This is a genomic window from Sphaerisporangium rhizosphaerae (assembly GCF_042665155.1).
Taxonomy (GTDB): Bacteria; Actinomycetota; Actinomycetes; order Streptosporangiales; family Streptosporangiaceae; genus Sphaerisporangium; species Sphaerisporangium rhizosphaerae.
Genome location: NZ_JBHTCG010000021.1, coordinates 85,559 through 101,638 on the forward strand (window position 1 = coordinate 85,559; position 16,080 = coordinate 101,638).

Consider the following 16,080-nt stretch of genomic DNA (forward strand, 5'->3'; position numbering starts at 1 on the left):
CCGGTTCCGGCGCTCACCCGCCCTGCTCGCCCCCGCCTTCGCCCCGCCCCATGCCGGCGGTCTCTTCGCAGGTCCACAGGCTCCACCCCTGCGTGGTGAGTATCGGGTCGTTGAGATCGCGCACGGTCTCCCGCTTGAGCGCCAGTCTCTTCTTGGGGGTGGTCGTCTCAGATGCTGCGTCCATGACGCGAACTCCTCCGGTCTCGGCCGACGACGCCTATTTCCTCAGGGTGATCTCGCGGACCAGCTTCATGCCGAGCAAGTCGCGGAACTGGCCGCAGTCCTGCTTGGCGTTCCCCGCGCTGACCCGGCCGGCCAGGTCGTTCATCCTCTCCTGGTATCCGTCGAGGGCGGCCATGTTCCGCACCTCGACCATGAGCATCACATCCCAGTCGTCGCGATTGACATGCGGAGCGACCAGCACGCGGTAGTCGAGGATCAGGCCCTCGCGCTTGGCCTCGTCCATCAGCGGTGTCCAACCGGCGCCCAGGTTGCGCAGGTATTCCGCGGTCATGCCCGGCTTGGTCTGGGCGAACTGGATGGACCAGACCGAGCCCTCGGTGAACGGCAACTCCCGGCGGGCGTTCGCCGCGGAGGCGGCCGGCGGTGACTCGTCGTTCTCGATCACGGTGCCCTCCCTGGTGCTTCGCGACTCGTCGCGTCATGCCTCGGTGGGCGGGCCCCCGCGAATCCCCGGCCCCCTGCGCTCCAGGCACTCAGCATAGACACGTTCCGTCCCCGTGCGAATACCCCGTGCGAATACCCGTAGCGGGACGATGAGGGCACGCCGGTCAGGCGGCGGGGGTGCCGCCGCCCGGGCGGGGGAAGCGGATCACGTTGCGGCCGGTGTAGGCCTGCAGGTGGACGACCTTGCTCTCGTTCGCGGGCTTTCGACGGTGCGCCGAACCGATGTCGCGCACCTTGTGCCGCGGAACGTACGCGGGCACCACGGCCAGCCTTCTCATCTAGCCCCCCGGCGTGATGATCTCGTTACATGAGATGTCTACAGAGGTCGGCGTAAGACTATTGTAAAGATCTCTAGTATGGCAGCGGACGCCCGGAAGGCGAGCGCAGATCGAGAGGGATCATCGTCTCGGGACGGTGTCCCGGGCGGGGCCGGGCGATCCTGACGCGTCTCATCGCGTTCTCCCTCCAATGGAGGCCGAGTGTCTGGGAGAACCATCCCTCCGCTCGCTTGCGATCCTGTTGCCGCCCGCTTGCACCCGCCCGGCGAGGCGCGCGGGCGGTCGATGGCCTCTCCTCGGGTTACGGTCGCGGGCCGCCGTGAATTCGTACGGTGCTCAAACTAAGGACGGGTCCGCCGCGCTGTCAACGGGACGTCCACCGGCGCCCATGGCGTTGACGTTTGTTCGTATAGTCGGCAAACTAATTCGCGTCGTCTTCACCCGGACCGCCAGGAGCGCCGCAATGCCGTACCGTCCCCCCCTGGTCGCGCACGAGTACTTCAGCGCTGATCCGCCGGAGCTGCCGGTACGCGCCCAGGGGGAGCAGGGGCTCTCCGCGCTCGTCCGGGCCGAGGTGATGGCCTCCGGCGGCGACGGGGTGACCTTCAAGGCCTCCACCTCCGCCGAGGAGGTGCTGGTCGTCCAGGTCGGGGTGGCCGGCGAGGGTGTGATCCGCGTGCGGCTCGGAGAGGACGTCGCGGCGCGCACCCGGTCGGCGCGCGCGATCGAGATGGTCCGCCCGGGCCGGTTCGGCGGGGCGCGGGTGGAGGCGGGCGAGGGCCGGGTCGTCGTCGACGCGGGCGCGGTGCGCGCCGAGATCACCCTGGACCCCTGGCACCTGCGCTTCACCGACGGCGACGGGCGGCTGCTGACCGAGCAGGACCGCGGCCATGTGGACATCAGCGGCCGGCTGCGCACGCTGCCGTTCGGGCGGTCCCTGGTCGAGGGCGCGGCGGTGGCCTACCAGGAGAGCCTGGTCGCCCAGCCGGACGAGCACTTCGGCGGATTCGGGGAGAAGTTCACCCCGCTCGACAAGCGGGGCCAGCGCCCGCTGATGTGGAATTTCGACGCCTTCGGCGCGGAGTCCGACCGTTCCTACAAGAACGTTCCATTCTTCGTCTCCAGCCGCGGCTACGGCCTGCTGGTGGACAGCGGCATGCCGGTGGAGTTCGACCTCTGCCGCGCGACGCACAGCTGTGTCGAGATCGTCGTCCCGGACGACCTGATCGACTACTACCTGATCGCCGGCCCGTCGATCCCGGAGGTCCTGGCCCGGTACGACACGCTGACCTGCGCGCCGGCCCTGCCGCCCAAGTGGGCCTTCGGCAGCTGGATCTCCTCGGGCTTCTTCAAGGACAGCCAGGAGCGGGTGCTGGCGCGGGCCAGGAAGATCCGCGAGCGCGGCATCCCCTGCGACGTGCTCCACCTGGACTGCTACTGGCAGACCCTCGGCCACTGGTCGGACCTGCGGTGGGACGCCGAGAGCTTCCCCGACCCCGAGGGCATGCTCGCCACGCTGCGCGAGCAGGGCTTCGAGACCTGCCTGTGGATGAACCCCTACGTCTCCCACCTCAGCCCGGACTTTCCCGACGCCGCCGCCAAGGGGTACTTCCTGAAGGACCAGGACGGTGAGACCTACGTCGCGGACTCCTGGCACGGCTCGTACCCGGCCTGCGGCATCATCGACCTCACCAACCCCGAGGCCGTCGAGTGGTTCACCGGACTGCTGCGCGGGCTGTTGCGGCAGGGCGTGGCGCTGTTCAAGACCGACTTCGCCGAGGGCGTCCCGAGCGACGCGGTGGCGCACAACGGCATGAGCGGCACCGAGCTGCACAACGTCTACTCGCTGATGTTCAACGACGTCGTCTCCGGCGTCACCCGCGAGGTGAACGGCCACGGCATGGTGTGGGCGCGCTCGTCCTTCCTGGGCGGCCAGCGGCACTCGGCGCAGTGGGGCGGGGACACCTACACCTCCTATCCCGCCATGGGCAGCACCATCCGCGGCGGCCTGTCGCACGGCCTGTCGGGCATCCCGTTCTGGAGCCACGACGCCGGCGGCTTCACCGGAACCCCCTCCGACGACCTGTACGTGCGGTGGGCCCAGTTCGGCGCGCTGTCGCCGCTGGTCCGCTTCCACGGCACCACCAGCCGCGAGCCATGGGAGTTCCCCGCGGTGGAGCACCTGGCGGTCGAGGCGATCAGGCTGCGCTACCGGCTCATGCCCTACATCTACTCGGCCGCGGTCGAGGCGGCCCGCACCGGCGCGCCGATGATGCGCGCGCTGTGCGTCGACCACCCCGGCGACCCGGTGGCCTGGCAGGCCGACCTTGAGTACCTGCTCGGCCGCGACCTGCTGGTCGCCCCGATGACCTCCGCCGACGGCACCCGGCAGGTGTATCTGCCCCAGGGTGAGTGGGTGGACTACTGGACCCACGAGGTCCACCAAGGCGGGCGCTACATCACCGTCACCAAGCCCCTGGAGCAGATCCCGCTGTTCGTCCGGCACGGCGCCCTCATCCCGGTGACCGAGGTCCGCGACACGGTCGGCGACGGCCCGTTCACCGATGTCGCCGTCGTCGCCTACGGCGGCGGGGGCAGCACCATCATCAGGGACGTCGACGGCGACACCACGATCACCACCGTCCGGGACGGCGATGTGCTGCGCGTCGGCGTCACCGGTCCCCTGCCGATCACCACCGTCGAGATCGCCCCCGTCGCCGGCGCTCCGGCCACGGTCGTCGTCGGCTAGCACAACTGGAGAAACACCATGTCCAAGACAGGGATCGTCGCCGCGCTGGTCGCGGCGGCGCTGACACTCGCCGCCTGCGGCTCATCGGGTTCCTCGGGCACGAGTGGCACGAGCGGCGGGGGCGGCTCGAACGCTGCCAAGACCCTGACGCTGTGGCACTACGAGGGAGCCACCAGCGCCATGGGCGTCGCCTGGGCCGAGGCCGTCAAGCGGTTCGAGGCGAGCCACCCGAACGTGAAGGTGAAGGTGGAGGAGAAGGGCTTCGAGCAGATCCAGAAGACCGCGAGCATGGTCCTCGGGTCCGACCAGGCGCCCGACATCATGGAGTACAACAAGGGCAACGCGACCGCGGGCCTGCTGTCCAAGCAGGGGCTGCTCACCGACCTCAGCGAGCAGGTCGCCAAGCGCGGGTGGGACAAGCTGCTCAGCCCGAGCCTGCAGACCACGGCGCGCTACGACGACCGCGGCATCATGGGGACGGGCAAGTGGTTCGGCATCCCGAACTACGCCGAGTACGTGATGGTCTATTACAACAAGGACGCCTTCGACAAGCAGGGCGTGAAGGTGCCCACGACGTTCGAGGAGTTCACCGCCGCGCTGGACAAGTTCGCCAAGGCCGGCGTCACGCCCATCTCGCTCGGCGGCGCCGAGTACCCCGCCCAGCAGATCGTGTACCAGCTCGCGCTGAGCAAGGCGCAGCGTCCCTGGGTGGACGCCTTCCAGCTCTACAAGGGCAAGGTCGACTTCCACGGCCCCGAATGGACCTACGCGGCCACGACCTTCGCCGACTGGGTGAAGAAGGGCTACATCGCCAAGGACTCGGCGGGGCTGAAGGCCGAGGACATGGGCACGGCCTTCATGTCCGGCAAGTTCCCGATCATGATCTCGGGCAGCTGGTGGTACGGCCGGGTGGCCACCGAGGCCAAGGGGTTCCAGTGGGGCAGCTTCCTGTGGCCGGGCAACCAGATGAGCGCCGGCTCCAGCGGCAACCTGTGGGTCGTGCCGGAGAAGTCCAAGAACAAGGACCTGGCTTACGACTTCATCGACATCACCATGAACAAGGACATCCAGAACAAGCTCGGCAACGCGGGCGGCGTGCCGGTGGCGGCCGACCCCTCGGCGATCACCGATGAGAAGAACAAGGAACTGATCGAGAACTTCAACAAGCTGTCCACCCAGGACGGGCTGGCCTTCTACCCCGACTGGCCGGCGCCCGGCTACTACGACGTCCTGGTCGCCGGCGTCCAGGAACTGATCAACGGCGGCAAGGCGCCGGCGCAGGTGCTGGACGAGCTGGCGCAGCCCTACAACGACAATCTCGCCGACATCGGCGGCTGACCCGCACGCCCGAACAAGTCGTGACAAAGCCGGAGAAGACCGGAACATCGTGTACGTAGGGGAGGGACGGCACGCCCCGCCGCCACCAGGCGGCGGGGCCGGGGCCGAGCAATAGATGGCAGTACAAGCTCCGGCGGCCCGGCCCGCGAGGGCCCGGACGCCCGAGCCCGTCCGGCGGTCGCGCGGGAGCGCCGGGTACTGGGTCTACCTGGTACCCAGCGCGGTTCTCTTCCTCGCGGTCATCATCGTGCCGTTCCTGATGAACGTCGCCACCAGCTTCACCCGCTGGAGCGGCGTCGGCACGCCCACCTGGACCGGGCTCGACAACTACCGGCGGCTGCTGCGGGACGAGACCTTCTGGGCCTCCTTCCAGCACAACGTCGCGCTGATCCTCGCCATGGCGGTCCTGCCCACCTTCGCCGGCCTGATCCTGGCCGCCGCGCTGTTCGACTACATCGGCAAGCGCTTCGGACCCCGCACGGCGAGCGCGCTGCGGGCGGCGTACTACCTGCCCCAGGTGCTGCCGGTGGCGGTCGCCGGCGTCGTGTGGGGCTGGATGCTCCACCCGTCCTACGGCGCGCTCAACCAGGTGCTCAAGGCGGTCGGGCTCGGCGCCCTGGCCGAGAACTGGCTGGGCGACCCCGACGTGGCCCTGGCCACCGTCATGGCCGTCATGGTCTGGTTCCAGCTCGGCTACCCGGTCGTCATCTTCATGGCCGGGCTCCAGCGCGTCGACCCCGCGCTGTACGAGGCGGCGGAGATCGACGGCGCGTCCTGGTGGCGCAGGTTCTGGCACATCACCGTGCCGCAGATCAGGCCCGAGACCTTCGTGGTGCTGCTGACCTGCACCATCGCCGCGCTCAAGGTCTTCGGGCCGATCTTCGTGCTCACCCGGGGCGGCCCGGGCAAGGCGACGATCGTGCCGTCGTACTTCAGCTACCAGAACTTCTTCGAGAAGGCGAACGTCGGCTACGGCTCGGCCATCGCCACCGTCCTGGCGATCATCATCGTGGTCGTCACCTTCCTGTTCCTGCGCATCCAGGAGCGCTCGTCATGACCACGCTCCCGGTACCCCGGGCCACGCGCGCGGGACGGGCGGGCCAGGTGCGCGGCCGGGCCCCCGGGGCCGGGCCCGGCAGGTGGGCGGTGCTCGCCGCGCTGGCCGTGCTCGCCGTGGTGATGCTCCTGCCGTTCGCCATCGTCACGCTGAACGCCGTCAAGAGCCCGGCCGAGTACTCCTCCGGCGGGCCGCTCAGCCTGCCGCACGGTCTCTACCTCGACGGCATCATCGAGTTCTGGAACCGGGTCGACTTCGGGCGCAAGCTGCTCAACAGCCTGGTGATCAGCGCGTCGGTCGCGGTGCTCGCCGTGGTGCTGTCGGTGCTCAACGCCTACGCCCTGGGCATCGGCCGGGTGCGGGGCCGGCTGTGGATCCTCGTGCTGTTCCTGGTGGCCAACACCCTTCCGCAGGAGGCCCTGGCCTATCCGCTGTACTACCTGTCCAAGGCCGCCGGCCTGTACGACAGCCGGCTCGCGGTGATCATCATCTTCACCGTCGTCCAGGGCGCCTTCGGCACCTACCTGTTGTCGGCGGTGCTCGGCGACTTCCCCAAGGAGATCATCGAGGCGGCGGCCATGGACGGCGCGAGCCGGTGGCGCATCCTGTGGCGCATCGTCGTGCCGATCAGCCGCCCCACGCTCTCGGTCCTGATGATCTTCTTCTTCATCTGGACCTGGAACGAGTTCTTCCTTCCGCTGATCTTCCTCATCTCCAACGACAACCAGACCGTGCCCGTCGCGCTCGGCGTGCTCCAGGGCGAGAAGATGATGGACGCCACCATGAGCAGCGCCTCGGCCCTGCTGGGCATCGTCCCGGCCGTCGCCTTCTTCCTGATCTTCCAGCGCACGCTCACCCGCGGCGTCACGGTGGGCGCCGTCAAATGACCCGCTGAATCCCCTGTCGAACGCGCACACCACCTGACCTGGAGGCGCCCCATGTCCCCCCGGCGACCGTTATTGTTCGCGGCCGTCCTCGGCCTGCTCACCACGCTGCTGGCGGCCCCCGCCGCGGCGGCCGAGGACCCGCCCTTCCGTGACCCGTCCCTGCCGCTGAACCAGCGCGTCGACGACCTGCTCGGCCGGCTCACGCTGGACGAGAAGATCTCGCTGCTGCACCAGTCGCAGGCCGCGATCCCGCGCCTCGGCGTGCCGTACCACAAGAACGGCACCGAGGCCCTGCACGGCGTGGCCTGGTCCAACGACGACGCCAACGGCTGGAGCCAGACCTTCGCGAGCGGCACGGTCTTCCCGCAGGCCGTCGGCCTGGCCAGCACCTGGGATCCCGAGCTGATCAAGAAGGTCGGCTCGGCCGTCGGCGACGAGGTGCGCGGCTACAACTCGGCCGACCCGGTCGCCTGGGGCACCCAGGTGTGGGCGCCGGTGGTCAACCTGCTGCGCGACCCGCGCTGGGGCCGCAACGAGGAGGGCTACTCCGAGGACCCGCTGCTGACCGGCGCGATCTCGGTCGCCTACGGCAAGGGGCTGTCCGGCGACGACCCGCTCCACCTCAAGACCGCCCCGGTGCTGAAGCACTACCTGGCCAACAACAACGAGTACCAGCGCAGCCTCACCTCCTCCAACCTCCCGCCGAGGGTGAAGCACGAGTACGACGAGGCGGCGTTCAGGCCGGCGATCTCCGCCGGCGCGGCCACCGGCGTGATGGGGTCCTACAACCTGGTCAACGGGCGGCCCAACACCGTCAACCCCGACCTCGGCGGCCTGGTGCGGAGCTGGACGGACAAGACCCTGTACAACGTGAGCGACGCCTGGGCGCCGCACGCGCTCACCGACCCCGAGCACTACTTCGACAACGAGACCGAGGCGTTCGCGGCCGCCCTCAAGGCGGGCATCGACAGCTTCACCGTGGACGACGACAAACCGGCCGTGATGACCGGGTTGATCAAGGACGCCCTCGCCAAGGGCCTGCTGGCCGAGTCCGACATCGACCGCGCCGTGCGGCACGCCCTGTCCATCCGCTTCCGGCTCGGCCAGTTCGACCCCGGCGGCGGCCCCTACGGCTCCATCACCAAGGAGGTGGTCAACAGCCCGGCCAACCAGCGGCTCAACCGCGAGACCGCCGGCAAGGCCATGGTGCTGCTGAAGAACTCCCGCAGGACCCTGCCGCTCGACCCGGCCCGCGCCAAGAAGGTCGCCGTCATCGGCCCGCTGCACGACACCCTGCTCAGCGACTGGTACGGCGGCAAGATGCCCTACCAGGTCACCCCGCTGGACGGCATCAAGGAGCGGCTCGGCGCCGGCGCCACCGTGACCGGCTCCGAGGCCCTGGACCGGGTCGCCCTCAAGGACGTCAAGACCGGCAAGTACATCACCGTGACCGGGGACTCGGCCGCGGTCACCGTGTCCGACACGACGCCGACGGCCGCCTCGCAGTTCGACCTGACCGACTGGACCGACGGCGTGACCACCCTGCGCAACGCCGGCAACGGCAAGCTGCTCACCGGAAACTGGGGCACCTTCCTCGCCAACTCCGACACCCCCGGCGGCTGGTTCGTCCAGCAGCAGTTCAAGCTGGAGAAGCAGGCCGACGGCGCCTACCTCGTCAAGTACGTGGGCTACGAGATCAACGAGAGCTGGTGGTCGCCCGCGGATCCGTACGTGACCATCGACGCCGACGGCACGCTGAAGATGGGCGCCAAGGCCGACGCCGCCCGCTTCGCCAAGGAGGTCCTCACCAGCGGCGCCGCCACCGCGGCCGCGCAGGCCAAGGCCGCCGACGCCGCCGTCGTCGTGGTCGGCAGCGACCCGTTCGTCGCCGGGCGGGAGAACCACGACCGCACCGGGCTGGCGCTCGGCGACAGCCAGCAGGACCTCATCGCGGCCGTCACCAAGGCCAACCCCAACACCGTCGTCGTCCTCGAGGACAGCTACCCGACGACCATGCCCAAGGTGCAGGACCAGGTCGGCTCGCTGCTGTGGACCACCCACGCCGGCGCGGAGACCGGCCACGCGCTGGCCGATGTGATCTTCGGTGACGTCAACCCCGCCGGGCGGCTCACCCAGACCTGGTACAAGTCGGAGGCCGGCCTGCCGAGCATCCTCGACTACGACATCACCAAGACCGGCCACACCTACCTCTACTACAAGGGCTCCCCGCTGTACCCCTTCGGGCACGGGCTCAGCTACACGACCTTCGCCTACCAGGGGCTGAAGCTCAACAGCGGCACGGCGCGGCCGGACGGCACGGTCACCGCGACGGTCAAGGTCACCAACACCGGCGGCCGGGCCGGAGACGAGGTGGTGCAGCTCTACACCCACCAGGCGACCTCGCGGGTGACCCAGCCGGTCAAGCAGCTGCGCGCCTTCCAGCGCGTCCACCTCGCGCCCGGGCAGACCAAGGCCGTCACTCTGTCGTTCAAGGCCGCCGACCTGGCCCTGTGGGACGTCACCCGCGGCAGGTGGACGGTCGAGAAGGCCCGGCACGACGTCATGGTCGGCGGCTCCTCCTCCGCCGTCCACCAGCGCACGACGCTCGACGTCGCGGGGGAGAAGATCCCGCCCCGCGACCTGTTCAGGACGACCCGCGCCGCCGACTTCGACGACTACGCGGGCGTCGAGCTGGTCGACGAGACCAAGGCGGCGGGCGACGCGGTCGGCAGGACGGCCACCGGCGACTGGATCGCCTTCAAGGACGCCGACCTGCGCACCGGCGCCACCGGCCTGACCGCCGGCGTGGCCGCCACCGCCCCCGGGAAGATCGAGGTGCGCCTCGACGGGCCCACCGGCAGGACGCTCGGCACCCTCCAGGTGCCGGCCACCGGCGGCCTGTACACCTACACCACCGCCCGTACGCCCCTCGCCAAGGCGGGCGGCCGCCACGACCTCTACCTCGTCTTCACCGGCGACCTCCGCGTCAGGGACCTCACCCTGACCAAGTAGTCCGCACACGATCCGCAGGAAGGCACGGCGCCTCGCCCGTCATGGCGAGGCGCCGTGCCGCTGTCCGGTGTCCGGTGTCCGGTGTCCGGTGTCACAGCACGATCGGGCCTGGGTTAGAGTCGATGACCCACTGTTTTCGTTTTGCGCCGTCCTGCGATGGGATGCGCACTTATGTGGCGAGGGACGCGGCCAATAGGCTGACCGACGAGTATCCCTTGGGGCGACACAATTAGGAGTCTTTTTGACCACCTCTAATATCGCGGCTCGGCAGCGCATCGAAGACCTGCTCGGCGCCGCCGAGGCCCAGGTGCTCGAGCGCTGGCGGCAGATAGCGGAGACCTCGCCGGACGAGCTGCGCGAGATATACGCGGCGTTGCGCACGGCGTTGTCCCATCCCCAGGGGGACTTCAGCGACGTGCGCGGCCTGCTCGCGGAGTTCTCCCGCGCCCGGGCACGGCAGGGCCTGACCCCCTCGGAGACCTCACGCGCCATCTTCGGGCTCAAGGAAGCGGTGTACGAGGCGGTGGAGGCCGATAGCGACGCCGAGACGCTGCGCGGATACATCTGGTTCTCCAAGCTCATCGACGACCTCGGCCTGTTCACGTTCGAGACCTACTCCGCGGCCCGGGAAAAGATCATCGGTGACCAGGCGGAGCAGCTGCTGGAGCTGTCGACCCCGGTGGTGAAGCTGTGGGACGGCATCGTCGGGGTGCCGCTGATCGGCACGCTCGACTCCGCGCGCACCCAGGTCGTGATGGAGAAGCTGCTCCAGATGCTGGTCGACACCGGCTCCGAGCACGCGGTGATCGACATCACCGGCGTCCCGGCCGTCGACACCGAGGTCGCCCAGCACCTGCTCAAGACCGTGGCCGCGGCGCGCCTGATGGGCGCCGAGTGCGCCATCTCCGGCATCAGCCCGCAGATCGCCAACACCATCGTCACCCTCGGGGTCGAGTTCGGCGACATCGTCACCAAGGCGACGCTGGCCGACGCTCTGGCCCACGCGCTGAGGCGCAGCGGGGTCGAGATCACCGCGGCCCGTTCGGCCCGCATCTCGGTCAGGGCTGAGAGGTCCTGATGGAGCGCATCCCCATCCTCAAGCTCGGCGACGTCCTCATCGTCACCATCCAGGTCGACCTGGAGGACCAGAGCGTGCTGGCCCTGCAGGAGGATCTGTCCGACATGGTGGTCAGCACGGGCGCGCACGGCGTGATCATCGACATCACCGCCGTGGACATCGTCGACTCCTTCATCGGACGGGTGCTGGCGACCATCGCCGGGGTGGCGCGGATGCTGGACGCGCAGACGGTCGTGGTGGGCATGCGCCCCGCCGTGGCGATCACGCTGGTCGAGCTCGGCCTGTCGCTGGGAGGGGTGCGCACGGCGCTCAACCTGGAGAAGGGCATCGCGCTCCTGGATCACGTCTGGGATCCCGCGCGGTGACCGAAGCCCGGGAGTTGCCCATCGCCGCCAACGGCGACGTGGTGCTCGTGCGTCAGCATGTCAGGAACACCGCGATCGATGTGGGGCTGTCCCTGGTCGACCAGACCAAGGTCGTGACCGCGGCGAGCGAACTCGCCCGCAACGCACTGGTGTACGCCGGCGGCGGCTGGGCGCGCGTCGAGGTCGTCACCAAAGGCGCGCGCAAGGGCCTGCGCCTGACCTTCGGCGACGAGGGGCCCGGCATCCCCGACCTCGACCTCGCGCTCACCGAAGGATGGAGCACCGGCCGCGGGATGGGGCTCGGGCTCACCGGATCACGCCGTCTGATGGACGAGTTCGACCTCACCTCCACGCCCGGCGTGGGCACGGTGGTGACGGTGACCAAGTGGGCGAGATGACGATCGCCCCCGGGGACACCTGGACCCGGGCCGAGGACCGCAGCGTCGTCGGGGCCCTGCGCAAGACCGCCGCCACACTCGCCGTGGCCGCCGGGTTCACCCCCGTGCGCACCGAGCAGATGGCGATCGCGGTCGGCGAGGCGGTCTCCAACCTGGTCAAGCACGCGACGGAGGGCACCGTCCTGCTCCGCGCGCACCCCGAGTCGGCCGCCGCGGTCGAGTTCGTGGCCATCGACAAGGGCCCCGGCTTCAGCGACTTCGCCCGGGTGCTGCGCGACGGCCACTCCACGGCCGGCACGCTCGGCATCGGGCTCGGCGCCATGTCCCGCATGGCCTCGGGGTACGACGTGTACTCCCAGCCCGGCAAGGGCACTGTGCTGACCATGCACTTCTGGGAGGACGGCGCGGCCGGGCCGCCGCTGCGGGCGAGCGGCCTGACCCGGCCGATCGGCGAGGAAACGGTGTGCGGCGACTCCTACGCCGCCGTCGAGACCGGCGCGGGGACCACCGTGGTCCTGTGCGACGGGCTCGGCCACGGCTACCTGGCCGCCGAGGCGTCCCGCGAGGCGATGCGCGTGTTCCGCCAGACGCCCGATCTCGGGCCCACCGAGATCCTCGAACGGGTGCACCGGGGCCTCACCCACACCCGGGGCGGCGCGATCGCGGTCGCCAGGGTGGGCCGGGACGAGGTGTCCTTCGCCGGCCTCGGCAACGTGGCCGGCTGGATCGTCCACGGCGACGAACGCCAGGGCATGGTGTCGCTGCCCGGAATCGTCGGCCACCAGAGCAGGCGGCTGCGGCAGTTCGTCTACCCGCTGCCCGCCGGCGCCTCGGTGGTGCTGCACTCCGACGGGCTGACCAGCCGCTGGAACGCGGCGACCATGCCGGGCCTCTTCGCCCGGTCGCCATCGGTCATCAGCGCGACCCTGCTGCGCGAGGCCGGCACCCGCAGAGACGACGCGTGCGTGGTGACGGTGAAGGCCGCGACATGACCCACCAGGAGCTGATCCGGATCGCCCTGGGCGACCACCAGGACGTGTTCGCCATCCGCCGGATCGGCCGCGAGATCGCCGAGCTGGTGGGGCTCAAAGGGCAGGATCAGATCAGGGTGGCCACCGCGCTGAGCGAGGTGGGCCGGGAGGCGTTCAGCGTGCACGCCGGCACCTCCGTCGTGTTCTCCGTGAGCGAGCACGAGCTGCTCATCACCGTGGACCACCCCTCGGGTGTGGACCTCGGCAGGTCCGAAGGCGTCAAACTGGCCGGGCGCCTGGTCGACGAGGTCGCCCTCGACCCCGCGGGCGGCCGGATCCGCATGATCAAAAGGCTGCCCTCGGGCGGCCGCGTGGCGGGCATGGACGACATGCGCGCCCGGCTCGGCCATCTGGCTCCGGCCTCCGTCCTGGACGAGCTCCGTGAGCACAACCGCGAACTCGCCGCGACCCTGGAGGAGGTCCTGCGGCTCAACGAGGAGCTGCAGGAGACCAACCACGGGGTCATGGCCCTGTACAGCCAGCTGTCGGCGGAGCTGGACGAGACCAACCGCGGCGTGGTGGCGCTGTATGCGGAACTGGACGACAAGTCGCGCCAGCTGCGCGAGTCGAGCGAAGCCAGCAAGCGCTTCTGGACGAGTGTCAGCCACGAGCTGCGCACCCCGCTGAACTCGATCATCGGGCTGGTCCGGCTCATGGCCGGCCCCGGCGGCGACCCGCTCACCGGGGAACAGCCGCACCAGGTGAGCCTCATCGAGTCCTCCGCGAGAACCCTGCTCAACCTGGTCGACGAGCTGCTGGACATGGCCAAGGCCGAGGCGGGCCGGCTGGAGCCCCGGCCCTCGGTCATCGACCTGATCGCCCTGGCCGAACAGCTCGCCATGACGCTGCGCCCCTCCGGAGAGGCCGAGGCGGTGACGCTCGACGTCGAGGTGGCCGACTCCGTCCAGGAGGTGCTCGTCGACGAGGTGCTGCTGAGCAGGGTGCTGCGCAACCTGGTGTCGAACGCGCTGAAGTTCACCGAGCGCGGCACCGTGAGACTGCTGGCCGACCTGGACGCCTCGACCAACGAGGTCGTCTTCACCGTCGCCGACACCGGCATCGGCATCGCCGCCGACAATCTGGAGAAGGTCTTCGAGGAGTTCTTCCAGGTCCCCGGCCCCATCCAGGTCACCGCCAAGGGCACCGGCCTCGGGCTGCCCTACGCGCGCAGGGTGGCGGAGGCGCTCGGCGGCACGCTGGAGCTGAGCAGCCGTCCCGGCCAGGGCACCACGGTGGTGCTGCGGCTGCCGCACCAGATGCAGCCGCCCGAGATGGGGCGGATGCTCATCGCCGACGACGACGCGGACTTCCGTGCCCTGGCCAGACGCCTGCTGAGCGGGGTCGCCGCGCACGTCGACGAGGCCCGCGACGGCACCGAGGCCCTGGCGCTCATGCGGGCCAACGCGCCCGACGTGGTCCTGGTCGACCTGCTGATGCCCCGCCTGGACGGCACCGCCCTGTTGCAGCACATGGCCGACGACGACCTGCTCCGAGACGTGCCCGTCGTGACGGTGACCAACAACGCCCAGCAGAGCTCCGCCTCCCACCCCGCGCTGTCCAAGCAGGGACTCCGCAGGGACAAGCTGCTCGCCGCCATCCACACCGCCATGGGTAGAAGAACATGAACGAGACCCCCGCCACGGTGCTGGTCGTCGACGACACCCAGACCAAGCGCTACATCCTCTCCAGTTGGCTGCGCCGGGCCGGCCACCGGGTCCACGAGGCGGCGGGCGGGCAGGAGGCTTTGGAGAAGGTCGCCGAACTGCGGCCCGAGCTCGTCGTGCTGGACGTGCGGCTGCCCGACATCGACGGCTTCGAGGTCTGCGAGCGGATCAAGGCCGACCCGGCCACCGCCTCCATCCCGGTCATCCAGATATCGGGCAAGGCCGTGACGCCGGCCGACCGCACCGAGGGACTGGAGCGCGGCGCCGACGTCTACCTGTCGGAACCGGTCGAGCCCCAGGAGTTCACGGCCACGGTCGAGGCGACGCTGCGCTACTCGCGGGCGCGGCAGCGGGCCGAGCAGATGGCCGCCCGCCTGGCGCTCCTCGCCGAGGTGACCCGGAAGATCAACGAGGCCGAGACCTTCGACCACCTGCTGCAGGTGGCCGTCGTGGGCGCCGGCGAGATGCTCAGACGCCACACGGAGGTGCTGGCCCTCCCGCCGGACGGCAGAGTGCGCTGGTACGACGGCCGGGCGGGGGGCACGGCGGTGGCCAACGACGGCTCCCCGGACATGCTCGAGAGATTCGAGCGCATAGCACCGGACGACCAGGCGGGCGTCCGGGCCGTGGTCCTGGACCCCGGCGACTGGCCGCCGGGCATGCCCGGCGCCGACCCGGCCGCCCCGGCGTCCGGCGTGCTGTGCCGCAGCAAGAAGGGCCGGCCGTCGGTCTATCTGGGCACCCGCACCCACTCGCCCCTCGATCCCGACGAGGTCAACCTGCTCCAGCAGCTCGGGCAGGCCCTGGCCCTGGCCGTCGACGCCCTGCGCGTCTACACCGAAGAGCACACCATCGCGCTCACCCTGCAACGCAGCCTGCTGCCGTCCCGCCTTCCCGAGGTCCCGGGCATCGCCTTCGCCGTCCGCTACGAACCGGCCGCCGAGAACGTCCAGGTCGGCGGCGACTTCTACGAGATCCTGCCGCTGGGGGCGCGGCTGCTGGTCGCGATCGGCGACGTGGTCGGCCACTCCCTGTACGCGGCGACGGTGATGGCCCAGCTCCGGTACGCGCTGCACGCCTCGATCATCGGCACGGAGGACCTGAGCGAGATCATGGCTCTGCTCAACAAGGTCCTGCGCCGCTACCACCCCGGCATGACGGCCACCGTCTGCATGTTGATCATCGACCCCGCCACCGGCGAGGTCGAACTGGCCAACGCCGGGCACATTCCGCCGCTCCTGGTCGGCGAGGCCGCCCAGTACCACGGGTTCGGCAACCTCCTGCTCGGGGTGACCGACGAGGTCTACCGCGTCGACAAGCTGCACCTGGCCCCCGGGCACAGCATCGTGCTGTTCACCGACGGGCTCGTCGAGGAACGCACCATGCTGCTCGACGACGGCCTGGAGATCGTCAGGGGCATCTCCGAGACGATCGGCGACGACCTCAACGACTTCTGCGACCGCCTCACCCGCAGATTCGGCCCCCGCACCGACGACGTAGCCCTGGTAGCGGTCCGCCGCAACCCCTGACCCCGCC

The 16,080-nt window shown here is 70.0% G+C and carries 14 protein-coding genes; 11 read left to right on the plus strand and 3 right to left on the minus strand.

The window, feature by feature from the left end; translation table 11 throughout:
* Positions 1–13: 13 nt before the first annotated feature.
* The 3 genes from ACFQSB_RS26590 to ACFQSB_RS26600 all read right to left on the minus strand — a co-directional run bounded on the left by ACFQSB_RS26590 (position 14) and on the right by ACFQSB_RS26600 (position 965).
* Positions 14–184, minus strand: coding sequence for a hypothetical protein (locus tag ACFQSB_RS26590; protein ID WP_380829665.1), 171 nt, complete (start codon positions 182–184; stop codon positions 14–16).
* Between the two features lie 33 nt (positions 185–217).
* The gene (locus tag ACFQSB_RS26595; protein WP_380829666.1) at positions 218–628 is read right to left on the minus strand and encodes a hypothetical protein; all 411 of its coding nucleotides are present in this window, start codon (positions 626–628) and stop codon (positions 218–220) included.
* 163 nt (positions 629–791) lie between these two features.
* Positions 792–965, minus strand: a complete 174-nt coding sequence (locus ACFQSB_RS26600) for a hypothetical protein (RefSeq protein WP_354849880.1) — start codon at positions 963–965, stop codon at positions 792–794.
* A 463-nt stretch (positions 966–1,428) separates the two neighbouring features.
* Here ACFQSB_RS26600 and ACFQSB_RS26605 point away from each other — a divergent pair, with 463 nt between their 5' ends.
* The 11 genes from ACFQSB_RS26605 to ACFQSB_RS26655 all read left to right on the plus strand — a co-directional run bounded on the left by ACFQSB_RS26605 (position 1,429) and on the right by ACFQSB_RS26655 (position 16,073).
* Complete coding sequence (locus ACFQSB_RS26605) at positions 1,429–3,714, plus strand: TIM-barrel domain-containing protein (RefSeq protein WP_380829667.1); 2,286 nt, start codon at positions 1,429–1,431, stop codon at positions 3,712–3,714.
* Between the two features lie 18 nt (positions 3,715–3,732).
* Entirely contained in the window at positions 3,733–5,052 is a 1,320-nt protein-coding gene (locus tag ACFQSB_RS26610) for an ABC transporter substrate-binding protein (protein WP_380829668.1), read from the plus strand.
* 115 nt (positions 5,053–5,167) lie between these two features.
* The gene (locus ACFQSB_RS26615) at positions 5,168–6,109 is read left to right on the plus strand and encodes a carbohydrate ABC transporter permease (RefSeq protein WP_380829669.1); all 942 of its coding nucleotides are present in this window, start codon (positions 5,168–5,170) and stop codon (positions 6,107–6,109) included.
* Positions 6,106–6,996 (plus strand): carbohydrate ABC transporter permease, encoded by an 891-nt coding sequence (locus ACFQSB_RS26620; protein ID WP_380829671.1) that lies wholly within the window; start codon positions 6,106–6,108, stop codon positions 6,994–6,996. Before ACFQSB_RS26615 ends, ACFQSB_RS26620 begins: the two co-directional genes overlap by 4 nt.
* 51 nt (positions 6,997–7,047) lie before the next feature.
* Complete coding sequence (locus ACFQSB_RS26625) at positions 7,048–10,008, plus strand: glycoside hydrolase family 3 C-terminal domain-containing protein (RefSeq protein WP_380829672.1); 2,961 nt, start codon at positions 7,048–7,050, stop codon at positions 10,006–10,008.
* Between the two features lie 241 nt (positions 10,009–10,249).
* On the plus strand, positions 10,250–11,086 hold the full coding sequence (locus tag ACFQSB_RS26630; RefSeq protein ID WP_380829673.1) for an STAS domain-containing protein: 837 nt from the start codon (positions 10,250–10,252) through the stop codon (positions 11,084–11,086).
* Positions 11,086–11,451 (plus strand): STAS domain-containing protein, encoded by a 366-nt coding sequence (locus tag ACFQSB_RS26635; RefSeq protein WP_380829674.1) that lies wholly within the window; start codon positions 11,086–11,088, stop codon positions 11,449–11,451. Before ACFQSB_RS26630 ends, ACFQSB_RS26635 begins: the two co-directional genes overlap by 1 nt.
* Complete coding sequence (locus ACFQSB_RS26640; protein WP_380829676.1) at positions 11,448–11,849, plus strand: anti-sigma regulatory factor; 402 nt, start codon at positions 11,448–11,450, stop codon at positions 11,847–11,849. The genes ACFQSB_RS26635 and ACFQSB_RS26640 overlap by 4 nt, the downstream gene beginning before the upstream one ends.
* A complete protein-coding gene (locus ACFQSB_RS26645) occupies positions 11,846–12,841 on the plus strand; it encodes an ATP-binding protein (RefSeq protein WP_380829703.1) in 996 nt (331 codons plus the stop codon). Before ACFQSB_RS26640 ends, ACFQSB_RS26645 begins: the two co-directional genes overlap by 4 nt.
* Entirely contained in the window at positions 12,838–14,505 is a 1,668-nt protein-coding gene (locus ACFQSB_RS26650; RefSeq protein WP_380829677.1) for an ATP-binding response regulator, read from the plus strand. The genes ACFQSB_RS26645 and ACFQSB_RS26650 overlap by 4 nt, the downstream gene beginning before the upstream one ends.
* Complete coding sequence (locus ACFQSB_RS26655; protein ID WP_380829678.1) at positions 14,502–16,073, plus strand: SpoIIE family protein phosphatase; 1,572 nt, start codon at positions 14,502–14,504, stop codon at positions 16,071–16,073. Before ACFQSB_RS26650 ends, ACFQSB_RS26655 begins: the two co-directional genes overlap by 4 nt.
* Positions 16,074–16,080 lie beyond the last annotated feature (7 nt).